The following is a 24,076-nucleotide window of genomic DNA, read 5'->3' on the forward strand; positions in this document are numbered from 1 at the left end:
CCTCGAGGAAGCGCGCGTTCCCCTCATGCAAGGAGACCGGTCATGACCGACCTGCAGTCACTCGTGGCGCCGACCTACCAAGGTCTCGCCGAGCTCCTGTCCGCCGATCCTGAGGCCTGGGACGCGCCGTCGCTGTGCGAGGACTGGCAGGTGCGGCACGTCGTCGCCCACGTGACCATGCCGGTGCGGCTGACGCCGGAGAAGTTCGGCGCCGAGATGGCCGCTGCCGGCGGTGACTTCACCGTCCTCTCCAACAACGTCGCAGAGCGGGGCGCGTCGCTTCCCCACGCCGAGCTCCTCGGCCAGCTGCAGTCAGAGTCGCTCCACGCCTGGCAGCCGCCGGGCGGCGGCGCGAGCGGAGCCCTGAGCCACGCGGTGATCCACTCGCTCGACGCGACGATCGCCCTCGAGCGGCCGCCGGTCGCGCCGGATGAGGCAGTCTCCGCCGTCCTCGACCTGATCGCCGCCTCCGAAGGCTCATGGTTCGGCCTCGATGTCACTGGCACCAGGTTCGAGGCCAGCGACTCCGACTGGAGCCACGGCGAGGGTGAGCCGGTTCGCGCTGACAGCGCCTCCTTGGTGGCGCTTCTTGCGGGTCGCACGCTGCCCGACGGCCGGGCCCTGCCCCGGCTCCAGCAGGACTGAGTCGCAGGGCCCCGCGGGGCGTCGGGGTCCGGCACCCACTCCACCCGTGGGTGGAGAGTCGAGGTGGCGCAGGTTCCAACCCGGGGGCGACGCGGTCAGGTGGGGGGTGCGGCGACAGTGGAGCCAGACCACAACCCGTCTCGACCTCGGAGCACACACCATGACCACCGGCCAGTACTTCCTCAACCTCGCACTCCTCGCCTGGATCCTGTCGAGCAACCTCGGCACCCGCACCCTGACCCGCCGCCGGATCACCACTCCCCTGTTCGTCGTGGCGGCGGCAGGCTGGTTCTTCCTCGACGACGCGCCGACGCTGGGCAACGACGGCCTGCTCGAGCTCGCCGGCTTGGGCGCCGGCCTCCTCCTCGGCGTCGTCGCCGCCCTGACCATGCGGGTGCGTCGCGACGGTGACCGTGTCACCACCACCGCCGGTCTTGCGTATGCCGCGGTGTGGGTCGCCGTCATCGGCGGTCGGGTCGCGTTCGCCTACGGTGCCGAGCACTTCTTCCCCCGGGCGATCGGCCAGTTCTCCCGCGACCACCTCATCACTGGCGCCGACGCGTGGACCGCGGCGTTCGTCATGATGGCGCTGGCGATGGTCGTCTCGCGGCTGACGGTGACCGGCCTGCGTGCCCTGCGAGTCTCGGGCCGCCCGCTCGGCACCGGCTGGGTGGCGGCTGACGGTGTCGCGACGAGCACGGTCTCGGTCCGGGGTCGCTGAAGCGTCGCCCGCCGGCGCCCGTCAGCTCACGGCCGTCAATAGGACAGGTATGCCGCCGGCCGCACCAAAGGGTGCGGCGCGCGGCATACCTGTTGTGTCAGTTGCAGGCAGACCTTGGCGCCGCCGGATGGGCGCTCAGCCGTGCTGCAGCAGTTCGCCCACATCGACCCGCTCCAGGACACGTGCGATGTCGGGCTCCTGGCCGAGGTCGAGAGGCGTCAGCACCTTGGCCGCGCCCTTGCGGTTGATGACGAGCTCCGTTGCTGCGTCCGCCAGCACGTGCCCGGCGTCCGCGCTCCCCCACTGGATGCCGCGCAGGGCGGACCTGTCAACGCTGCAGGCCAGCACTGGTTCCACAACAGGCTGGCCGTAGGCGTCTTGGCGCGGCACCCGGATCGCCACGACTCGCGTCTCCTCGAGGCCTGGTGCCACGGCAAAGGCCTCCTTGACCGTGACGAGGACGAGGCCGCACACCATGAGCGTGTAGAGGTCCGCCTGCTGGCTCTTGGTCATCTTCCTCAAAGACAGGTTTCCGGCGTCCGTCGTGGTCGGGTACCGCTCGGGCACCACATCGACGTCGGGCACGAGGACCACGACGGAGACGCTGTCACCGTCGACGGCGACTGGCGCGGCGGGAGCGTCATTGTCCTCGAACGCCGTGAAGAGGGCGCCCATCACCAGCTCCGGATCGTTGGCCGTGAACGATTCCCAGGATGCATCCAGCTCGGCCTGGCGAGCGCCCCGTTCACTCTTCAGCCTGGCGGACTCAGCCGAGATCTCGTCCTGTGCCGCTGCATCTGCGGCTGCCTTCGCCTGTCGTCGTCCTGCAAGGTCGAAGAACCCGACTCCGGCGCGCGCTGCCCGACGGTGGCGGCGTCGGATGGCTGCCTCGTCGGGCAGCGCCGTCTCCAGGGCCACCGGCTTCTGCGAGACGGTGAACTCGGCACGGTGCAGGTTCTCGATGTTCTGCAGGGCACGGGCCAGGTCCTGCGCCGCTTCCGCCTTTGCCGCCGCGGCGACGCTGCGTCCCGCCGCAGCCGGCGCGTGACCAGAGGTGCGGCGTCCGCCTCCGAGAGACGTGTAAAACCCCACGGGGCCGAACCCGGTCGAGACGCCGGGACGACCCGAACCGACGTGGAGGCGCGCGGCCCGCGGGCCGATGCTCGTCCGGACGCCCCGGCTCGAGGCCCTGATGCGTATGCCGGGTGCGACCCGGACCGAGAACCCCACCTACCGCGCTTTTCCGGTTGGGACCATGCCGGTCACGGCCTCGCGGCTGCACCGGGAGGGTGTGTGCGCTCTGGTCATGGCGACGGACGGCACTCCCCGGGACCCATGCCGTCCACCTACTCGCACGCGAGCTCGCCTCCTTCACTGTCGAGGTGGGTGCTGTAGCCCGGGTCGCCAGCGTAGAGCGAGGTGGCCCGCAGGTCAGGCATCCGAGCACCAACCGGGTGACCGAGTTCGGCGCCGGCGACCACGCCGGCCTGCGCCAGCTCGGTGGCGGCTGCCGGGCCGCCGGCCGTCGCTCAACGCGCCTGTCGCTGCACCGCACAAGGGAGCGCCGCGCCCCGGCTCCCCAGCCGAGGGCGCGGCGCCCCGATGGTTCCCCCGATGCCCTCCGCCCGCGGCGCCTTGTTCGACCGGTGGCGGAGGACGTGTGTTCAACGAGCCTGGGCCGCGCTGAAGATCTGGAACAGTGCGTCGCCGTACCTGCTGAAGAAGTGGTCGACGCCCTTGCCGTCGCTGGACTTCGTCGACAGGCCCTCGAGCTTCTCGACCGAGCGCGGGATGGTGAACTTCTCGAACATCGTCACACTGAGCGGGATGCCCTGCGCCTTCGTCTGCTCCAGCGCCCAGGCGAGCTGCGCATCGGTGAGCGGCTCGCCGCCGAAGAAGAGGTGTGCCTCGGCGAAGAGGTCGGACATCTGCAGGGTGTACCAGTTCGCCGAGTGCGAGGCGCCGGCGTTGCCCTGGGCGGACCGGTTGGCGATGTAGCACTCGTGGGCCGACGCGGCGCCGATGCCGGTGGCCAGGAGCCCCACCGTCGTGGCGGCGGTGAGCAGGGTCTTGCGGATCATGTGGGTGTCCTCTTGGTGGCGTGCGCCGCCCCGTCGGCCGCGCTTCGGCCCCCACTATGCTGTCGACGAGGAGCCGCCACCACGCACACTGGGCGGACACCTCCGAGTGTGCGAGAAGTGTGCGAGTCGCCTGGACCCGGCGCGAGACCCGGCCCCACACACGCGGTCCCGCCGCCCGCGGTCCCGCCGCCGTAGAAGCCCTCGGCAGCTAGGGCCGGGCGAGCCGCAGTCGCGGTCCCGTGGCGAGCGCGAGCGCTGCACAGTCGTCGACGTCGAGCATCCGGCCCTCCTCGACGGCCTCCGCGAACGCGACCGGGCCCAGCAGCGACCGCGCCTGCTGCTCGACCTTGGCGCGCAGCGCCATGTCGGGTTTGTAGTAGCCGTAGACCGAGGCGCCGACCCGGTCGCGCAGGGCCTGTCCGGCACCGAGCAGGACGGCCACCCGTCTGGCGCTGCCGTGGCCGCCGCCCTCGCTGCCCTCGAGGACGGCCAGCGCCTCGAGGAAGTAGGCGAGGTTGGCGAGATCCCTGGTCTCGGTCGAGAGCCGGATGCCCTCCTCGAGGTGCTGCCGGGCCTGTTCCGGTTCGTCCAGGGCCGTGGCGGCCTGGGAGGCGGTGAACAACCCGATGTAGGTCACCAGGCGGTCGCCGCGGGCACGCGCCGCGTCGATGCCGCACTCGACCAGGCCCGCAGCCTCGTCGGCGTGCCCCTGCAGCAGCCGCACCGTGCCCAGCCAGATGTGCACCAGGCTCCAGAGCCAGTCGTCGTCGTCGAGCCCGAGACCACTCAGCTCCGCCGCTCTGGTGAGCAGACGCTCGGCATCCTCGAGCTCTCCGCGCGCGATCGCGACGAGGGCCTCCCCTGCGGTGCCATACGCCTGCGCGTGCAGGTCACCCAGGCGATCACCGATCTGCCGCGCCTCGCGCCATCCCGGGCCACTGGTCTCCAGGTCGCCCTGGGCGAACGCCATGGACGCCCGCGTCAGGAGCACGTCGACCCGCGCCGGCTCCGGCAGCTCGCACGCGAGCGCGCGTGCGGCGTGCCGTCGGCCGGTGATGAGGCTCCCCCGCAACCACCAGTAGAGCCACAGCGCGAAGCAGAGCCGTGCCGCCAGCTCCGGTTCGTCGAGCTCGATGGCACGGTGCAGCGCCGCGTCGAAGTTGCCGTCGTCCAGGGCGGTCGCCGCGAGGACGTCCACCGCTTCCGCTCGCCGGTATGCCGGGAGGTCGGCCTGCGCCCTCGCAAGGAAGTGGCGCACATGGCGAAGTGCGGTGGTGCGGAACTCTTCTGCGTCCAACCGGCTGAGGGCGTACTGGCGCACCGGGTCGAGCAGCCGGTAGCGGGGCGTGCCGTCCGGCAGCGGCCGGTAGAGGACGAGCGAGTGCTCCACGAGGCGCTCCAGCCGGTCGAGCACTCCCTCGTCAGCGACCGCCTTAGCCGAGTCGAGGCCGAAGCCGTCGACGAAGGTGCCGAGCTGCCGCAGCAGGAGCTGGGCGTCCGGGTCGAGGAGGTCGTAGCTCCAGTCGAGGGTGGCGGTCATCGTCCGCTGGCGTCGCGGGAGGTCGGCCGCCCCCTCCCTGCCGAGCACCACCTCCAGCCGACGCAGGAGATCGGCCGGCTCGAGGGCCCGCACCTGTGCAGCGGCCAGCTCCAACGCGAGTGGTATGCCGGCGAGCTGGGTGCAGAGCGCGGCCACGGCTTCCGCGTTGGCCGGCGTCAGGGCGAACTCGGGGCGCACCCCCTGCGCGCGGGCGACGAAGAGCGAGGCTGCGGGTGAGGCTGCCACGGCTTCGACGGACGGCGACGGGTCCGTGGACGGCTCGGAGGTCGGGAGGGCGAGCGGGCGCACGGGCTGCTCGTGCTCACCGCGGACCCGCAGCGGCGCCCGGGACGTGCCCAACACGACGAGGCGCGGGCACGCCTCGAGGAGCCGCGCCAGTGCTGTGCCGGCGGGAAGCAGTTGCTCGAGGTTGTCGAGCACGAGCAGGAGCTGACGGTCCTTCAGCGCCTGGAGCACCACCTCGTCGGCGTCCAGCCCCTCGAAGCCGGCGAGCCCGACGGCCCGGCCGATCGTGGGGATCACCAGGTCCGGGTCGGAGACCGCGGCCAGCGGCACCCACGCCACCCCGTCGCGGAAGCACTCGGCGACCGCAGCAGCTGCGGCCAGCGAGAGGCGGGTCTTGCCCACGCCGCCCAGTCCGGTGAGCGTCACCAGCCGAGCCGTTCCCGAGGTGAGCAGGCGAGTCAGCCCACGGACCTGCTCCTCTCGACCGACCAGCGCAGTGAGGGGCGTGGGGAGCGGCTGTGGCTGCCGCGTGTCCGAGCGGCTGCGGTCCGTTCGCGTGGGTGCGGCAGCGTCTGATGGGGAGGTGCGACTCACGGCCCGGGGCGGCACGGCGGCGAAGAGGGCGGCTCGTGCGGAGTCGTCGAGATCGAGGGCGTCGGCGAGCGAGCGGATGGTGTGGGGGTAGGGGCGGGTGCGAACGCCCCGCTCCAGCGCGCTGATGGCGTGCGAGGTCAGCCCGGCTCGCTCGGCCAGCTCCTCCTGCGTCAATCCCGCGCGTTCGCGCAGGGTGCGCAGCAACGCGCCGAAACCCCCTGCTGACGACATGGCCAGAGTGTAGGTAGCCGTCGCCGTTCTCGGGCTCGTTTCCCCGGCGCTGCTCGGATCGTCCGAAGGAACAGGGTTTCAGCCGTTGGCCCCAATCGCTCACGGTGCCGGGTACGAAACGAGCCCCTCACGCCCTCCGGCGGAACCGTCGGACGAAGCCGGTGCCTCACGAAGGGCCAACGGTTCGAGCGCTGCCCGAGGACTGCGGCCGGGGCTTCCTCTCAAGTTCTCACACGGAATCGGTCGCGGAGACGCTCGAGGTAGCGCTCCGGAGTGCCGAGGTCCTTGCCGAGAGGTTCCGCTGCCTGGGGATGGATGTGCCCGGTGGTCAGGTCGACATAGCCGAGCTCGGCCACCCCATCGGTGGGATCTGCACGCCACCCGTAAAGACGATCGAAGCTGCCCCTGCGCCAGCGGTACCCGACGTGGAAGGCCACCCAGGTGCGGGTCATCACGCCCAGGAGTCGGCCGCCGGGCAGGGCCATGGGCACCTTGGGTAGGGCATCCGCGCGAAGGTCCAGACTTCTCACGGTTGCATGCATCAGGACACCGCGCACGGCGGAGTCCATGTCGGGCTCCGTCACGGCGATGGTGCCAGCCACAGTGTCCTTGTAGCCAAGGTTTCGCCCGGACTCGTCGTTGACGTACAACCGGTGCCGCCCTGCCCGAGACCAGGGCTGGACATACAGATAGACGTTTGCTCGCTGGTACAGCGGATGGGCCTTCTGCGACACCGGCTTTGGCACCGACTCCTTGGAAGGGTCCGCGCCGGCGCCAGGAAAGGCGAGCGTGAGATGCCGGACGGCCGCTTCCGCCAGCGTGACTCCGATGTCTCGGGAGGTCGATGTCACGACCTCCTCGACGCGGGATACGCCAACCAGGAGAACACCGCCGAAGCGCTCCGACGCGCGGTGCTGGTGGCGTTCGTGAGTGAGGACCAGTGCTCCCGCAACCGGCAGGTCCAAGCCGGCGCTGACAAGCGACGTCCGCACCTCACCTATTCCGTCGGTCAGCTGACGCACGGCCTTGGACACGTCGCGCCCACCGACTCGAAGGACGCTATTTGCGCTGACATCCCCTGACCAGTTCTTTGCGTCAAGGACGAGCACGCCGCCCGGCCCGACCAGCAGGTGGTCGAGGTTGCCTCCGTGAGGCAGAGCCCGGTCGTGGAGGACGTGCCACCCAGTCACCGTCAGTGGCGCCACCGCGTGCGCGACCGCCAGCTCCCCCTCAGATCCCAGCTCGAAGCTCTGCGCGCGTCGACGCGCATACGCCGCCTTTCGCTCAAGCATTGCTGCGGCCTCGGCCGCATGCTCCGCCTCGCGGCGGGCCCCCTTCCCGGCACTCATGCGCCGAACCTACCCATTGCAGCCGGATCGCCAGTGTGTTTTGGGACGATTTGCCGTCAGCTAGAGCGTCGCTCTCAACAGCCGTGACCTCCGACGACCCGAGCTCGCGCAGGCACGTGATCGCGACACGCCACCCTCACGCTCGGGATGCGCCACGCCACTCCTCGACGAGTAGCGCGTAGCCGTAGCTGTCGAGCCACTCCCCCGACCGGTGCAGTGCGTCAGCCACCGCGTGCACCTCGCGTCGCATGCCCAGTCGCTCCATGAGCCGCCACGACGCCTCGTTGTCGGCGAAGCAGGTGGCCGTCACGCGTCGAAGTCCCAGCTCGTCGAAGCAGATACACACCAGCTCGCGGACGGCCTCGGTCGCGTACCCGTTGCCCGCGAAGCTCGGGTCGAGGACCCAGCCCAGCTCGGCCTGCGTCGCCCGTGCTTGGTCCACGACCTCCTTCTGGGCCCACGCGTCGTCGACGCGCAGCATGAGGTCGCCGATCACCTCACCGTCCAGCTCGATCACGAGCGTCGTTGCCAGCCGCGCGGGGTCGGTGAACGTGGCCCGGTAGGACTCCTCGCTGGTCGGCACCTCGGTGATCCACCGGCATACGGACTCGAGGCGCCGGAAGCGCCACGTCACCTCGGCGTCCTCGGGACGTGCCGGTCGGAGCAGCAGCCGTTCAGTTCGTCTGGGCCACGTCAGGGCCGCAAGCGGGTCAGTCACCCCGCCCACGCTAGGCGGCAGCGCGCGCACGGCGAGGAGTGGCGCGCCCAGGTCGCGCAGCCCCGCGAGGACGCCGTGCAGCTGGGACTGGTCGGCGACCGGGCCGGTCAGCGTCGACGTGCCGTCGCTGCCGTGGGTGAGGGCCAGCCCGGCGAGGATGTTCGACCAGTGGCCGTCGAGGTGGCCACCCACCCGGAACTCGTATGCCGCGCTCACGGCCGCTCCCCCACGGCGAAGGCGACCCGCTGGTGGCGGCCCGGGTCAGCGCCAGAACCGCCGCCCACGCCTGCGTCGGAAACGGGACGGCGCCGGATCACCCACTCGGCGACGGCGAGGTTGATGACCCACGCGGCTCCGCGCGACGCGTCGAGGGCCAGTGGGCTGTGCCCGAGCACCGCCCCGCCGATGCCCTCGGTGAACGCCTGGGTGCCGGCGGCGAGGGCGATCGCGTAGGCCCGGGTCATCCAGGCCCGGTGGGTGGCCACGTCTCCACGGCGGATCGCCGTGACGCCCAGCCCCAGGCTGGCGATCATGGCCGGGCCGAACACGACCCGCAGCACGAACAGCAGCGGCCCGGAGTCCTGCTGTGGCGGGAAGAAGAGCGTCAGCCAGAGGGCCGACAGCGCGACACCGAGCCCGGCAACAACCAGGACCCGACCGGCGGCCCGGTGCCACCCTGGCCGCCGCCTCCGGAACCCGGGGGCGAACTGGAGCGCCCCGAGGAGCGCGTAGACGGCGGCCGAGACGATGTGGACCACGACGGGCAGCGGGGAGGCGGCGAACCGGGCGTCGGCCGGGATCAGCTGCGGGCCCCCGGCGAGCTCGACCAGCCGGGCGGTGCCGGCCAGGAGCGGGATGGCGCTCACCGCCACCAGGGCGGCCGGGGCGCGCCAACCCCGCTGCCGGGTGGTCATCGGACCGAGAGCTGCGCGGTGGGCGCAGCAGCGGTGGTGGTGGGGACGGCACCGGTCGCCTCGCGACGCTGGTCGCGCCACAGCGAGACCCCGAGCCCGATCAGGGCGATGCCAGTGGGCACGGCCATCGGCCGGTTGAACGACGCGGGCAGCACGGCCAACGCCAGCGTCGAGGCGTTGCCGACGGCGAGGAGCACGGCGGCCCAGCGAGCGAGCACGCGCGCCCGGAAGGTTGTGATGCCGACAAGCAGTCCGCCGAGCACGTAGCAGATGCCGGTGGCCGCGAACACGACCGACAGCGCGCCGATGTCCCCGACCGGCTTGCCGCCGAAAGCCGCGGCGACGACGTCGCTCGTCCAGCCCGGCGCCACCTGCGCGGCACTGGGGAGGGCGAACGCGGCGAGGAACGTGGTGGCGAACATGAGGAGGTAGCCGGCGCTGAGGACGAGCCAGCCGGCGAGGCCGACCAGGCCAACCCGGGCGCGCTGGCGCAGGTAGAGGCCGGTGAGGCCGGCCAGCGCCAGCGCCGACATGAGCGTCTTGGCACTGTTGCGCACCACCCAGTCGGTGGTGCTGACCGAGTCGAGGTCCATGGCGGGGTGGTTGATCTGAACGGCGATGAAGATGGCGCCGGCGAGGGCGGTGGCGATGCCGGCCGCCTGGCCGAGGCGCGTGGTGGTGACGGTCATGGCTGGGTTCCTTTGCTGGCGTCCGTCGCGGCGGGGTGCCTTCGACAGCTCGAACCTAGGAACCGGCGGGGTGAGGCCGAATCACCATCCGATGTGATCGACGTGGTGATTCACCACGACGGGATGGGTGGGTCAGAGCAGCCCGAGGTCGCTCGCCCGCTGCACGGCCGCCCGTCGGGTGTTGACGCCGAGCTTGGTGAAGATGTGCTTGGTGTGGGTCCGCAGCGTGTTGACCGAGACGTACAGCTGATCCGCGATCTCCGGCCCGCTCAACGCCGTGGCCAGCAGGCGCAGCACCTCGAGCTCCCGGTCGCTGAGCTCCTCGGCTGCGCCGGGTGCGTTGTCTCCCAACGCCTTTCCGTATGCCGCGTGGCCGGGCCTGCGGGCCGGCGCACCGCGTGCGGCGGCCGCCTCGGCCTGCTCCAGCAGCCGCAGGGTGTCCTGGTCGTAGCGCTCGAGGTACGACGGCTCGGCGACCCGCTCCACACGCTGCTCGGCAGCCCAGTCACGTGCGTCGTCGAGCCGTCCCTGCCGGATCCGGACGCGGGCCCGCAGCGCAGGAATCGGGCGGACCTCGGGGAAGAAGCCAGGCACGTGGAGGGCCTCCGCCTGGTCGAGCAGGTCGACCGCGCCGTCGAGGTCACCGCGCGCCTCGTGGAGCCGGGCTGCCGCGACGTACCACCGGTGCCGGTTCTCCAGCAGTGACGCGGACTCCCCCAGCGCCTCGGCTGCCGCCAGGTGCTCCTGCGCCGCGTCGAGCTCGCCGAGGTCGACGAGCACGTCGGCCAGCCCGACGTGCAGGTCGCCGTGTGTAGCGAGCGCGGCGCCCGGGTGCCGGTCGGCCTTGGCCAGGGCTCGCTCGAAGAGCCTTTGGGCCTCCTCCGGGCGCCCGCGGGCCACCCACATGTCGCCGAGAGGGACGGTGCTGCCGAGCTCGTCGGCGACATCGCCGGCGGCCGCCATGCTGCGCACGGCCTCGCTGAAGGTCGCGACCGCCTCGTCGAGGTCGCCCCGCGCCCAGGCTGCCAGCCCGAGGAAGCCGGAGGCGCCGGCGCGGGCCATGTGGTCCTCCGGCCCGATCGCGGCGAGCGCGCGGCGGGCGTGCTCGGTGGTCGCGGCGGTGTCGCTGCGGGCCTGGGCTGCCGAGGCGCGGAAGATCGCGATCGTCGCGGGCAGCGTGCGCAGCTCCTCCCGCGTCGCGACGGACGCGCCAGGGGACGCCGATGGAGGCGATGCCGCCAGAGCGCGTTCGGCGTCGTCGAGCCAGGCGGTCAGCCCGTCGAGGTCACCCTCGACCAGCCTCGACCAGCCGCGGTAGGTGGCCAGCAGCGCCCGCTGACGGACCACCTCGTCCGAGAGCGCGGTAAGCCAATCCCGCAGCAGACGGTCCTGACGCTCGCGACGCAGGTCGGGCAGGGCCGCCTCGACGAGGTCGGCGGCACGTTCGGGGTCGTCACCCGCCAGCGCATGGGCGACGGCGTCCTCTTCAAGTCCGTGCGCGGCATACCAGTCGCTTGCCCGGCGGTGCAGCGTCGGACGGTGATCCGGCCGCTCAGCAGTCTCACGGGCTCGGAGGGCGTCGGCGAAGAGGTGGTGGTAGCGGTACCACCGGCGCTGGCTGTCGAGAGGGACGACGAAGAGGTTGTCGCGCTCGAGCGCCTCGAGCATGGAGGTGCCGTTGGTGCCGCCGGTGACGGCGTCGCAGAGCGGTCCGGTGAGCCGGTGGAGCACGGCGGTGTCGAGGAGGAAGGCGCGCACGTCGTCGGGCTGGCGGCGCAGCACCTCCTCGACGAGGTAGTCGAGGACGAAGCGGTGGCTGCCGGTGAAGTCCTTGACGAAGGGGGTGGCGTCGTCGACGCCGCGCAGTGCGAGGCCGGCGAGCTGGAGCCCGGCGACCCAGCCCTCGGTGCGGGCCTCGAGGGCGGCGACCTGCTCGTCGGTCAGCGGCAGGCCCATGACGTCGGTGAGGAAGGCGCCGGCCTCCGCGGGGGTGAAGCGCAGCTCCGCGGCTCGGAGCTCGACGAGCTCGCCCCGGGCGCGCAGCCGCGGCAGTGGGAGCGGCGGGTCGGCGCGGGTCGCGACGGCGAGGGTGACCTGGGACGGCAGGTGGTCGAGCAGGAAGGTGACGGCCTGGTGGATCTCGGGAGCCTCGATGACGTGGTAGTCGTCGAGGGCGATGACCGTCGGTCCTGGCAGCTCGTCAAGCTGGTTGACGAGGCTGGTCAGCACCGCCTCGACGGGCACGGCGGCCACCGTCTCGAGCAGTTCGTCCGCCTCGGGGGTGGCGGCTCCGGCTGCTTCGAGGGCGGCAATGAGGTGGGCGACGAACCGACGAGGGTCATTGTCGCCGGCGTCGAGGGACAGCCACGCCACACGGGTCTCGTTGTCGGTGGATCGCTCGGTGACCCACTGGCTGAGCAGGGTGGTCTTGCCGAAGCCGGGCGGCGCGGAGACGAGCACGAGCCGCGCGTGCTCCGCGGCGTTGAGACGCTCGGTGAGCTGGGCGCGGCGCACGATGCCGCGCCGAGGGATAGGGACGTGGATCTTCGTCCCCGGTACGGTCACTCCGCGAGCATAGGTCTGCGGCGACGCCGCGCACCGGGATGTCGCCGACGCCACGAGCCGACCGGCCGCATCGACGACCGCCACACCTGTGCGGGCTCGCTGACCCCACGCCAAGTTGATGCCGGCATATGCGCCATCGGTTCGAGTCACTATTGCGTGGTCCTCTGAATGGGCCGTCGAGCGGTTCCGTACTGCTACTTCAACCCAAGAAAGTCCGGCAGGACTTCTGACGCTATGCCGGCGCTCCTAGCCGTCCTCATTACGCGCCGATAGACGTCCTTGTAATCATCGGGTGAGCCGGCGAACTTCTCGGCTGCCTCCACTTCGCCCCTACCGCCGTGCGTTCGGCTCCCGTCGAGGTTGGCCATCTTCGCGAGGATGCTCGAGGGAGGCCGTTTGAAGAGTCGTGCGAGCAGTTGCACGGGCTCTTCAGCGAGATGCGCAGTTGAGCCACCGTACCGGCGATGGTTGACCACTCGACTTGCGTACATGCACAGGAGGATCTCGACTGGCGTGAAGGCGACCTGCCGCTTGCCAGGCGGCACAACGCTGCGGTCCAGTATGGCTTGCCACTGCTGCCGCAGTTCGGAGAGAGAGGGCCTGAAGATTGCGTCCATGCTGTGGGCCATCAGTCGCCACTCCTGTCGTTGACGACGCGCACGAGGCTGTTCCATCGGGCGCGTGAGGTGTTGAAGCCGGAGGACTCGCATCCGACAGCGACGACGTAGTCACCACTGCGAATGTCCCGGGTTGAGGGGAGGACAAGGCGATAAGGGGCTGCGCCGTCTTGACTGTCCAAAGCTAGTTGAAGTTCGTGACCCGAGGTGACTGAAACGGCTTCACCGACCAGGTCACCGCGGACGTTCCAGTCGTCCGCGCGTGCCTCCCAGTAGTCCTCGCACAGCACACGAAAGTCACACCACCGGCAGCTCTCGGACGAAGGCGAGGCAGGGATCATCTGACTTTCGATGGCGTTGTTGAACATCGCGACGTCGGAGCACGCCTTCGCGATCGTCTGCGCCACCATCTCCTCACAGACCGAAGTTTGTTCCTCGGCGCCCTTGACATCGACGATGACAACCTCGTGCGGGAGCCGACCAAGGGCAACTCGGACTAGGTGCGCGTAGATGAGCAGTTGCCGCAGCTGTCCTGACGTCATTGATCCCTGATGAACCCCAGCCTTGAGGTCCACGACGCGTAGCCGTCCGTCCACCTCCTCCACCCGGTCGGGATATCCGAAGAGCCCGGTGTCCGGGTCTTCGAGCCTGCGTTCCACCCACGGCAACGGTGGGTGCCCCCCAACGCTCACTCTCGGAGTCGGCACTGGCCTCGCCGTACCGGGCGCGCCGTTAGAGATTTGACCGGACTGGTATCTCCGCTTGAGGCTCCTGATCAGCCGAACCTTAGTGCTTGCGTACCCCGGCCAGGAGGTGGGCAGAGGAACCTCACGACCTGGCCACCGTTGGCGCAGCTTGTCACGTTGTTCCTCGACAACCAGGGTCCACATCTGCGTCAGCCAGTCATCGAGGGAGACCCCCCGGGCCGGGCTGCCCTGCAAGGTCCTCTCCGTGAATGCGTGCGCGGCGATACCAAGGGCCGTCCGGGTACTAGGCCTGCTCCACCCACGGGTTTCCGAATCTTGCTGATAGCCAGCCTTCTTCGGGCAGGTCTCCAAAGCACTGAGGAGTGACGGAGAGGCCGCATTGAGCGGTGCCGGACGAGGGGTGATCCACATGGCCGTCACGTCAACCACCGGAGAACCGCCAGCGGTCGGCGAACAGCGGTGTACACGTCGGTCAGCTCCACTGAGGCGAACCCGAGGTCGGACTCAAGCTCATCAAGGGCTTCCACCTGCTCCTCCACGTAGAAGTCCTGGTCCTGGTGCCAGAGCGGATGGCCGATCAGCACAGCCCTCTTGGAGACCGTGCTGGCCAGGTAGGGCAGGCCCATCTCGGTGCGTCCGAGATGCAAGGACAGCAGGGGGGTGCTGCTCAGAGCCTGCGCGACGCTAAACCCAAGTCGCGACCATCGATCGAACTGCAGCGGGCCGCCGGCGGCCAGGTCGAGCATGTCCAGGGCGAGCCGCCAGTCCAAGGCTCCATGCAAGCTGCGGTTGTCATAGGAGCGCAGGCAGTCGAGGCAGGAGCTGGTGCAGGAGGCATGAGCCGGATCGAGCCACTCGTCATCCAGTTCTTTGCGTACCCGCGTGACGAGCTCGTTGAACACGTCAGCGCGACCCAGCTCGCTGGCGTACCCGGCACCATTGTCCAAGGCGTCAGCCAAGAAGACCGACATTGACCCGTCATCCATGGGATGCAGTCCAGCGACGAGCTCTTGGGGATCCACATCAAGGAGACGCTTGGCACCACGTCGGATCACCTCGGAGAGGGACCAGTAGGCCGCACGACCCGCGGGCGTCTTCTCTTTTTGCGCGGGAACGAAGCCTCGCGGCAGTGCGTCTGAGCGGATCTGAATCGTCAGAACGTCGGTGGTCCGGATCTCGCCGATGGCGATGTGGTCGTCCGCTCGAGAAGTGGGGGGCCACCCGTGCCGATCCGGGAACAGGTTGCTGTCTGTGACGATCCAGCTCCCGTCCAACTGGCGAGCGATTGGAAACAGGCGGCCACGGTTGTCGTTGATCTGCAGCAGGTTTGCCTGTTCGTGAGAGGCCAGAACTGCACCATCCACCGTGCAGTTCGTCGTGGGGGGCGAACTCACTGACAGCAGCGGCATGCCCGCCGAGGGTGCGGCATCGTTCTCGTCGTCGTAGTCCCTAGACACATAAGTGGTGCGAAAACCAACCGGCTGGTGGAGGGGGACCTCACGGAGACCACCCCGGCAGATAGGGCAGACAAGATTGGTCGGCTCGATCTGTGCCGCGCCGCAGTTGTCGCACTGCCCGATGATCTTTCTGGGACCCAACGGGTCCCGAGGCGCTGGAGCGCCGTAGCCCTTGACACTCCAGGCAGCAAATCCCGCCACAGTGTGGAGACTGCCATCGCGGACCACCTGCGCTCCGGGTGCGAACATGGACACCGCCAGGTCGAGCGACCGCTCCGATACCGCGGCCGCGTCCATGTCTGCCCGGGACTTCGGCTTACGGCTCATGAGCTGCCTCACCCGAGTCGGGAAACCGAACATTGGAAGAACGCCTGCGGTCGCGAGCAGCTCGCTCAGCTCGGGGATCGCGCCACCGTCATCGACCACGGCGTTGTCGATAGCGAGCACGAGGCCGTCGGCGCTCCAAGCGTGCACCGCCCGGAGATCGTCGGCCGAGAGGTTGGTGAACTGGGCAAACCGATCGATCACCTGCCGACGACGTCCGTTGTCAGACAGCCACCGCCTCACGTGCTCACGGCGAGACGGCCAGTCCTGCGCCAGCCCGAAAGTTCCGTGAATGCTCTCGGTGGTCCATGCCGGAGGCTCAGGGAGGCTTGCGAAAGCCAGTCGCAGAAGCTCAGCAGCGATGACGCGCTGCACGATTCGCCGTCTCCCAAGGTCGAGAAAGGGCTGAGGGGGAACATCACCGGTCATGCGGCGGGGGTTCGTGAAGTAGTCGTCGTCGTGACTGCGGTCCCGGCATACCGTCACGGCGTAGGAGAAGGCCTGTCCTGAACGGCCGGCGCGGCCAACTCGCTGTTGGTAGTTGAAGCGCTGGGGTGGCATGTTGGCCATGAGGGTCGACTTCAACGAACCGATGTCGACACCGACCTCCATAGTGGTCGTGACGCTGAGGACATCCAGCGGCGTGGTCAGGAAGTTCTCCTCCGGTGCCGGTAGCAGCACACCCTTGAACACCCGCGCTCGCCGCCGCTGCTCCTTAAGGGGCTTCGTCTGTCCCGTGAGCTCTGCAACTGCCATCCGCCGGGGCTCCTGCGCGGCGAGCCAACCGTAGTAGTCGTCATGGTGGTTGTCCTTCGAGCCAGCCACCAGCTTCGCCGACCCACAACCACGGTTCGCACACACCCCTGCCGAGGGATGGAGGTGTTTGAACGAGCAGTTCTGACATTCCCACACCTGCGTGCCGCCGCGGACCAGCGTCAACGGTGTGGCAAGGCTCGAGAGGTTGATCAACCACTCGCTTACCGCACCGGAACGCTGCAGCTCTTCTTGGACCCATTGGGTCAGCTCGCCCTCGCCGACAGCCTGGTGTTTCGCGACCGCTCGAAGGTACGCCGCCACAGCTGACGGCGCCTTGTGTGTGCCGCTGGCGTCCCCGCCGGTCCACCGGCGACGGATCCCGAGAATCCGGAGGACGGACTGCAGCACCTCTGCGTTTGCCTGGCCGCTCAACGGCCCGCGGGTCGCGTCCATCTTGCCGGGAGCCACATGGGCGAGACCGACGGACTCGATGTCCCTGCCCGCTCGGTCAAACAGCGCCTCCGACATGGAGACCAGGAGCTTTTCGCGGTGCATGGCAGCCTCCTGCTCCCGCACCCCCAAAGGCAGCGGCTCCCACAACCCTGGGGCAGGCGGGGCGAACGCGGTCCACCATGGACTGCCGTCGGAGTTCTGCGTAGCGGAAGGACCCGGCCCAGCGGGCGAAATGCCCTTCGCGACAAGACGATCGATCATCGCTTGCCGCAGCTCCGCCCAGGGGACCTGGCTGGAGACGGTACTCGCGAAGGCTGCCTCCACCTGACGGCTCTCATCGGCCGACAGCTCCTGCCACCGAGCCTTCTGCAGCAGATCGAGGACTCCAGGGTTCGCCTCCTGAAATGCCTGTACCTGAAGTTGCTCCGCGGCGGACAGGACCTCGTTCCGCACCGAACGCTCGACGAGAGGTCGTAGTTCCACCTCGGTGTCCATGACCTGGCGAACGACTTGTCGAACAACATCTCGGTAGTGGTTCTTGGCCACGCCAGCCGCGGTGCGCGCGGCGTCGTCTCGGCTGTCCGTGAAGACTATGGTTCTGCTGTCCTCGGGCCGCTCCCCCATACTCCGGACTAACTGCGAGAGGTATAGCTGCGTGGACTGCGCGGTCCCGGCGGTGTGCGCGCGGATAGGGCTTCGGACGGTGCCGTCGAAGAACGTCGTGTTGTCGTTCCAGTATGAGGTGTCGCAACGAGGGCACCGGTCAGGTAGCGCTGGGACCGAGTGCCTGCTTCCTTCGGGGAGCTGCGTCGCCTTCAGGATCCAACCGTTCGCAGACTGGCTGTCCTCCTGCACCAGGCCAAGTGCGGGGTCCAGGGCGGCGGTCGAGAAGCAGAAGCTCACCTTCCCCGGGGCCTTCTTGGAACCGGGGGCGTCTGAGTCTTTTACCTTGGGCATCGCTCTGTCCCAGGAGGGGTCAGACGAGGCGGGCCGGTCACCTGGCCAGAACCAGACGTACTCGCCGTAAATACGTCGGAAGACCGGCTGCGCCTCCATCGACGGGATATCCACCGCCGACGGTCCGAGCACGTAGCCACCGCCTTCCTCCTCGGAAGGAGTGTCGACAACGAAACCGCCCAGGCTTACATCGCCGCACTCGAAGCAGTAGAGCAGTTCCATGACTCGGCAGCCACAGTCTGAGCAGGTTGTCGTGGGAATCCCAAAGATCCGGCCGATGCGTCTGCCTGGCCGGTCTTCGGACGCCACTCCGCTGCACGAGGCATTCGTGCAGGCCCAGAACCCGCGGACCGTACGCACGAACTGGTGGGCGCGCAGCGGGACTCCGGCGCGGTCCCCTCCAGCCGCCCCGATCCGCTCCAGAACGGCGCGCAGCCCCTCGAGGCCTTCGTCATTGTTGTTGAAGAGCCGCTCGGCCACCACGCTTGCCTCGGTCGCCCGAATACGGTCCTCGTCCGGGTCGAGGCAGCTGAGCGCCACCGCCCGGGAGAGCTCTGCAGGGGTAGTGCGATCCTGCCCGCTGGTCACCGCTTCCCTATTCAGGGTGATTGGTTGTCCGAGAGATCGGGGCGCCCCCGCTGTGACCGAGAACGATGAACGGTCGATGCCGAAGAACTCTTCGAGGTACTTCAGGCCGCCCTCCCCCGGCTCGAGGGATGCGCTCGTCGCGATGCAGCGCAGCTTCCGGGAGTCAGCGTCGAGTCCCAGCCGACTCATGAGGTTGCGGACAACCATGGCCACCTCACTGCCCTGGGTGCCGCGGTAGAGGTGCAGCTCATCAACGACCAGCGTGAAGACGTTGTCTTCAGATGACGCCAACCAGTCCCGTGTCTGACGGAACAGGTCTTCCTCGTGGCTTCGCATCAGCATTGCGTTGAGCATCGAGTAGTTCGTAACCAGGATGTCCGGTGGCGTGTCCACCATGTCCCACTTCACGAGGAGCTCGTGCGAACGTGGGTCAGGGAACTCCGCCAAGTCGCCCGGGCTCGCGCCGGCGCTCTCAAGCTTGGTGAACTCGTCGCGCATAGCCCGAAGCTCGGCGGCCACGTCCAGGATGGCGTTGCTGCCCGGTTTGGGTCGTGAGGTCTGCCCCATGGACACACCGGTGTACCTGCCGAACCACAGAGGCTTCCCAGGCTGGCTCAGACCGATCTGACGCACCGCACGGCGGAGGCGGGTCATCTGGTCCTCCACCAATGCGTTGGTGGGGTAGAGGACTAGTGCGCGGACCGCGGCCGGGCGCGTCTCATGCACCCGAGGGGAATGCCAGGCGCGCGGGTTGAGGTTCGTGTCCCAGACATGTTTCGGCTTGGGCTGCTCCTCCCAGCGCTGAGCCTCCTCGACGAGACGCAGCAAGGTGGGCAGCCAGAAGCTCTCGGTCTTTCCAGAACCGGTTCCGGACGTCACGACCACGTTGCGGCCGGGTCCTGCACCGGGTTGAAAGTGACGGCGCACCGCCTCAGCCTGGTGCTCCCTCAGCTTGATCGGTTGCCCGACCGGCGTGAAAGACCCGAACAACGCTTTTCCCACGAGCAGGGCGCTCCGCTCGCTCACGCCCATCTCTTGGGTGACGTCAAGCAAAGGCACTGTGGCGTCGTAGGGCAGGACGGGCTCGAGGAGGCATTCGCTCAGCAGCGTGCCCGGGGCCGTGAGGAGGCGGCGCCGTTCGGCGAGGAGCCGAGGGTCGCGGAGCCAGAAGGCTGTGTCGAAGTACTTGAGGTAAGCAGAGGCAAGGTCGTCGCGCAGGCTCAAAGGGGTGGTCATTGCTGTTCCTTTACTGGCTCATGAGCCCTGTCAGGCCGCGAGCGACCCGTGACGGGACCCCGGGGTAGGCAAGACAACGGGTTTTGGGGGACGGCGAGGGCGGGGCACCTGAACAAAGCGCAGCGACGCGTCCATATAGACCCGGGAGGTCGGCTCCCAGAGCTGTGACCAGCGTCTGGGACTGCGGAAGGTGAGCGAGCAGCGGCCGGCCGGCTGCCCGGGCGGCCAGGTGCTTCACCAGCTGGACGGAAGCCAGACGGCCCTGTCGTCTCCGGGCCCCGTCCTCGTCAATCCACAAGGTCACGGACCTGAAGGACTGTTCCAGGCGATAGGCACCTGCGCGAGCCACGCCTGGGATCGGCTGCCAGCTCGCTAGGTCCAGGTCGAAGACTTGAGCCTTGGTGTACGCGGGTATGTCGACCAACGGAAGCGCGGCCTCGACCTCACCCAAGGTGGGCAAGGCGCACAACAGCTGCCAGGCGGCATCAGGCGCAACATCACAGTCTCCGATCTCCTCGGCCATAGCCTGTGCCGCATCCAGGTCGACGCCGCGTAGCGTCCATTGTGTGAACATCCCGGCACCGTCGGGGCGGTCGGCGGTCAGTCGGCCGCCGAAGTCGCTGACAACAGACCCAAGGTCGGCGCGTCGGCTGTCAGACCAAGCACCCGTGAGAAGAAAGCGCCCATCCTGAAGCTCGGCCAGCTGACATGGGGTGACTTCCCACTCGACAGGCAAAAGCCGGTCGTCGCGCCGCACGTCGATATGTCCCAGCACCTCAAGGGTGCGCACGAACTCGTCGACGAAGAGGCTTGACCCCTCCGACTGGGTGGCTACCCGCTCCAGAGCCCCAATCGGCCCACCCCCGAGGTGGATCAGAGCGTCGAGGCAGCTATCCGGGTCCACCCTCATCGTGAAGCGCGGCGGTAGCGCAGCGATGTCCAGGCGGAACTCGTTTGCGCTCTTGGCTTGCCTCTTCTTAGCCCTTGGCCTCGCTGGGAACCTCTTGACGAGACCGCACCCTGTGCATACTCCGTCGATATGGCCTCGCACGTAGCCACCCATGAACGTTGGCAGCTCCAATCGGTGCATTCCCGTCACAAGGCACGAGTTCGGGTCCGCCTCTCCGAGGACCACCGGGATGACTCGCTGCACCGACGTGCCCTTTTGCGTGGCCCACCCGGGGGAGGTCGAGGTGTCCATATCCACTGCTGGGCTGGCCGGCGCCCCAATCGCCCTTGGACCATCGACGAGCAGATCGGACTCCCCCGACATCTCCGTGGCTGAGAGCGCACCCAACCGGCCCACGTCTAGCTCGTGCACCAAGCGGGTGCAGGTCTCCCAGCCGATGAGATCCGGGGTGTCACCCGACCTCAACCGCAGGGTCGACTGGGCGATAGAGACACCGTCTGAGCGCAGGGATATCTCGTAATCCCCGTCGCCTAGGCCTTCGTCTGCAAGCGGAACGACAATCATGCTCTGCTCTTGTACCCAAGCAAGCTCCACCGGGTCGCCAACCGTCCCAGCCATCGAGCGCAATATCACCTCGAGCTTGCGCGCGTCCGTCACAGCAGCGCGGATTTCTGGCGGCAGGTGGCTGGACCACTTGCGCACGCGCCCCGGCAATTTCATGCCGCCGGCGAGAGTCAGTTGTGCGGATGTCAAGGGAATCAGGGGGTTGAGGTCCGCACGCTTGACGTCCTGGGGAACGGCGTAGATCTGAACACCGTCAACGAGGAGCCACCCCTCAGGCAACCCCGGCATCGCGACTACCCCGTCACGCGCCTCGCACGCGAAGAGAGTGTCGTAGCACCCATGTTGCCCAACGATCTCGAGCACATTCTCGGTAAGGGTCGGCTCGTCCTTCACGAGGATCATGGCGTCCTCAGCCAACTGCATGCGTTCGGCCTCCACGAAGACGCCGAGGAGGTCATCTCGATGAAGCGGCACCACCCTCCGAGGTTGCCGCGTGGCAGTCTGGCCATGAACGCCCTCCGCAAGGGTGACGTTGGCGCCCACGAGGGATATTTCGTCGAAACGACTGGCCGGAGCAGGCCGTAACCTACCCCCCGCGGCCGGCACGACGGAGACTGTTGGCACCCCCTCGGCACTCTTGACCTGTAGTTCGGTGACGTCGACGGGTTTCGCGAACCTGGCCGCGAAAGACAACTCGACGTTCTGACCGCCCAAGCGACGCCTCAACAGGGCGGTGAGCTGCAACTCACCGCCGATGGGAGTCTCTCCAGTGTCCCCCCTGTCATAGCTGCCGTCCCAGTGTGCGAGCTCGACGCTCACGACACCGGCGATGCGTTCGCGAGCCTTTCCACCCCGCCACAACCTCTGCAAGTTCGTGGTCACCGGGCTCGGGTTCTGGCCGATCCACAGGTCGAGCAGCCGCTCGAGATCACCCGGGATGACCTCGGCGCCAGGCGCAAAGCCGAACATGCGGAAGAACTGCGGAAGACGTCGCCGGTCCGCCGACCGGACCAGGGCTTGTGACTGTGGAATTCCGACGTACCGATGACCAAGGGCGTATGCCGTGGGCATGCCGAGTTGCCCCTCGTACATCTCGAGGTACTCGTTGACGGACCTCCAAAAGTCCTCACTCGTGTTCGAAAACGCGGTGTCGAACCGTCGCGACTCTGTGGCGGGTACTTGCAGTAGCGCCTGGAGTCGTGGGCGGTAAGCGTTCGCGGCGAACTGGTTGTCTGCACCCATCTGGTGAGCAGCCAACGTGTAGACCGCCAACAGGGCAACGACGGGTGGTGGCGACTTCACAAATGACTTCTGCGACCGTGCCCGCCTAAGCTCGAGACGCCACTCCTCCAGACTCGAGGCATGCATAGCCAACGGACGATCGTCATGTAGCCACAGTGAGCGTCGAACGTCACGGACCAGCGTCTTCACGGCATCGTCCGTGATACCCAGATCGGTGGCTACCTTCTCGATCAATTCCGGATCGACGTCAAGGTAGGCCGGGTGGTCAGCCAGCTCGCGGCTGAACCATTGCGCGCTTAGCGCGGCATTCCAAGCCAGATACCTCTGCCACTTCTCTGCTGCGTTGCTCAACTCACCACTCCACGACCCCCGCGGCTTCCTTGTCGCGGCCCAGCCCGAAATTAGCGGAGCACACCGACAGTCGCTGGCGAATCGTCGAATTCTCGGACAAATGACCTACAGCGGCACTGGCGCCACTTCTGAGACATGACGGGTCGCAGGCGTGCGCAGCGCCGAGGCCGAACGCGAGCGGCAATCACCAAGAGTGAGCAGGGTCGGCCATCGAGATCCTCAACGGTCACGCAGGACACGCGCGAGTATGCCGGGCCTGACAGGCATGAGATGTCGCGTGGGCAGCGTCGCGGCCGCGAGGACCGGTGTACCAGCGCGGCCTGGCCTTCGGCGATCTGGGCAAGCCAGAGTTGCGCGCATTGGCGCGACAGGCCCATCGCCTTGCCGGCGGACCCCGGTCCACCACCATCAGGCGACAAAGGACGTTGAGAGGGGCGTCTGCGTGGGACACAAGAACCTCCGGGTAGGTGCGACCTTCGACAAGCCACACCTCAGCCCGGAGGTTCTCCCCCCGTCAAAGACCCACTGTCACCAACCTCGTAATCGAGCACAACTAGTTCTGGATACCGGCCGTCTCCAGCAGGCGAGGCACCAGGGCGTCCCAGCCTTTGACGGGATTGAGGTCTCCTCGAACTTGGTCCTGCAGTACCACCTTGAACTCGACCGACGACGGGTCGATGTTTCTAAGGCCCACTAGGTCGGAACTCGAGAGGAGTTCGAGCCGGTCGTCGGTCATGTCGTAGAGACGCTCGAAGCGGACGAAGTACCGTCCGCTGTACCGGCCCTTCCACTGATCTCGATCGTGGTCGTACCCGATGGAGATGTCACCGCCGTATTGCTTGATCTGGGCGAGCAGGTCCGCCCGAGCTGCAGTTGGCGTGAGGGCGAGCAAGGAGTTGACCAGGTCAGGGAGCGAGGTTCCGCCCACTCCCCGACTGAGCCACTCGATGCCGAGGCTCAGCAGGAAGATGTTCGTTTCCGCAACTCCGCCGTTCCCGGAGCCCAGCTCGATCTGGTGCACGCCGGACACATGATGGGCCGAGACCCGGCCCTGCGTAACCTTCACCTCCACGCCAACAGTGTTGAGTTGGAAGTCTCGGGCCGAAGGCACGCTTCCCGCCCAAGCCTGGAGCACGTCGGGCCGACTGGCAGGGGACGCCCCGAGAAGAAGACGGCGCAATAGCTCGAGCTCCCCGATCAGACCGTTCAGGACAGGGTCGCCAACCGTATTCCGCTGCAAAGCAAGGCCCAACATTGGTTCGACGGCCGAGAATGCCTCCTGTCGCTCGTGCGCGAGGTCATTGTCAATGAGGTCGACGCAGAGAACGGCCGCCAGCCGATCGAAATGCTCCCCGAACGGGAGGACGATTCTCGCAGCCGCAAACTCACCGCCCGAGTAGGCCCACACCTGGTGCTCCAGGAGATCCTCCACGATCCGAATCGATGCGCGCAACGGACCCCCTGCCAGGAAGACCTCGATACAGCTGTCCTGGTTCCGGGCTACTGCCAGCGGGGCGTTCTCCACCCAATGAAGATCGCGGTGGAGGTGGTCCGCCGCTGCCTCGAGCAGGCCAATGTCCCTCTTCAGACGCTCGTATGTCGCGCTCTTGCTCTCCAACGC

General features: G+C 68.2%; 16 protein-coding genes. 2 read left to right on the forward strand and 14 right to left on the reverse strand.

Features of this window, described 5'->3' with window-relative positions:
* Positions 1–42: 42 nt before the first annotated feature.
* On the forward strand, positions 43–645 hold the full coding sequence (locus BMW78_RS00165) for a maleylpyruvate isomerase family mycothiol-dependent enzyme (protein ID WP_091755304.1): 603 nt from the start codon (positions 43–45) through the stop codon (positions 643–645).
* A gap of 160 nt (positions 646–805) precedes the next feature.
* Entirely contained in the window at positions 806–1,366 is a 561-nt protein-coding gene (locus BMW78_RS00170; RefSeq protein ID WP_177180216.1) for a hypothetical protein, read from the forward strand.
* A gap of 135 nt (positions 1,367–1,501) precedes the next feature.
* On the opposite strand, the gene BMW78_RS00175 is transcribed toward BMW78_RS00170, so the two are convergent.
* The 14 genes from BMW78_RS00175 to BMW78_RS00240 form a co-directional block, all read right to left on the reverse strand.
* A complete protein-coding gene (locus tag BMW78_RS00175) occupies positions 1,502–2,458 on the reverse strand; it encodes a hypothetical protein (protein WP_143056091.1) in 957 nt (318 codons plus the stop codon).
* A gap of 254 nt (positions 2,459–2,712) precedes the next feature.
* On the reverse strand, positions 2,713–2,805 hold the full coding sequence (locus BMW78_RS21435; RefSeq protein ID WP_143056092.1) for an excalibur calcium-binding domain-containing protein: 93 nt from the start codon (positions 2,803–2,805) through the stop codon (positions 2,713–2,715).
* Between the two features lie 225 nt (positions 2,806–3,030).
* Positions 3,031–3,447, reverse strand: coding sequence for a hypothetical protein (locus tag BMW78_RS00180; protein WP_091755308.1), 417 nt, complete (start codon positions 3,445–3,447; stop codon positions 3,031–3,033).
* A gap of 208 nt (positions 3,448–3,655) precedes the next feature.
* A complete protein-coding gene (locus tag BMW78_RS00185) occupies positions 3,656–6,058 on the reverse strand; it encodes an ATP-binding protein (RefSeq protein WP_091755310.1) in 2,403 nt (800 codons plus the stop codon).
* Positions 6,059–6,279: 221 nt separating this feature from the next.
* Positions 6,280–7,407, reverse strand: a complete 1,128-nt coding sequence (locus BMW78_RS00190; protein WP_091755312.1) for a nuclease-related domain-containing protein — start codon at positions 7,405–7,407, stop codon at positions 6,280–6,282.
* Between the two features lie 136 nt (positions 7,408–7,543).
* A complete protein-coding gene (locus BMW78_RS00195) occupies positions 7,544–8,341 on the reverse strand; it encodes a GNAT family N-acetyltransferase (RefSeq protein WP_245735576.1) in 798 nt (265 codons plus the stop codon).
* Positions 8,338–9,039 (reverse strand): DUF2306 domain-containing protein, encoded by a 702-nt coding sequence (locus BMW78_RS00200; RefSeq protein WP_091755314.1) that lies wholly within the window; start codon positions 9,037–9,039, stop codon positions 8,338–8,340. The genes BMW78_RS00195 and BMW78_RS00200 overlap by 4 nt, the downstream gene beginning before the upstream one ends.
* Positions 9,036–9,728, reverse strand: coding sequence for a hypothetical protein (locus BMW78_RS00205; protein WP_091755316.1), 693 nt, complete (start codon positions 9,726–9,728; stop codon positions 9,036–9,038). Before BMW78_RS00205 ends, BMW78_RS00200 begins: the two co-directional genes overlap by 4 nt.
* A gap of 132 nt (positions 9,729–9,860) precedes the next feature.
* A complete protein-coding gene (locus BMW78_RS00210) occupies positions 9,861–12,293 on the reverse strand; it encodes a helix-turn-helix transcriptional regulator (RefSeq protein WP_091756417.1) in 2,433 nt (810 codons plus the stop codon).
* Positions 12,294–12,487: 194 nt separating this feature from the next.
* Positions 12,488–12,922: a hypothetical protein gene (locus BMW78_RS00215; protein WP_091755318.1), complete on the reverse strand. Its 435-nt coding sequence runs from the start codon at positions 12,920–12,922 to the stop codon at positions 12,488–12,490.
* Positions 12,922–14,028 (reverse strand): PD-(D/E)XK nuclease family protein, encoded by a 1,107-nt coding sequence (locus tag BMW78_RS00220; RefSeq protein WP_218144181.1) that lies wholly within the window; start codon positions 14,026–14,028, stop codon positions 12,922–12,924. The genes BMW78_RS00215 and BMW78_RS00220 overlap by 1 nt, the downstream gene beginning before the upstream one ends.
* A 5-nt stretch (positions 14,029–14,033) precedes the next feature.
* On the reverse strand, positions 14,034–19,388 hold the full coding sequence (locus BMW78_RS00225) for a DEAD/DEAH box helicase (RefSeq protein WP_091755321.1): 5,355 nt from the start codon (positions 19,386–19,388) through the stop codon (positions 14,034–14,036).
* Between the two features lie 10 nt (positions 19,389–19,398).
* Positions 19,399–22,455, reverse strand: coding sequence for a hypothetical protein (locus BMW78_RS00230; protein WP_091755323.1), 3,057 nt, complete (start codon positions 22,453–22,455; stop codon positions 19,399–19,401).
* Between the two features lie 553 nt (positions 22,456–23,008).
* Positions 23,009–24,073 carry a PD-(D/E)XK motif protein gene (locus BMW78_RS00240; RefSeq protein WP_091755327.1) on the reverse strand — a complete coding sequence of 355 codons (1,065 nt, stop codon included), beginning with the start codon at positions 24,071–24,073 and terminating at the stop codon, positions 23,009–23,011.
* Positions 24,074–24,076 lie beyond the last annotated feature (3 nt).

Source organism: Pedococcus cremeus (genome assembly GCF_900111375.1).
Lineage (GTDB): Bacteria > Actinomycetota > Actinomycetes > Actinomycetales > Dermatophilaceae > Pedococcus_A > Pedococcus_A cremeus.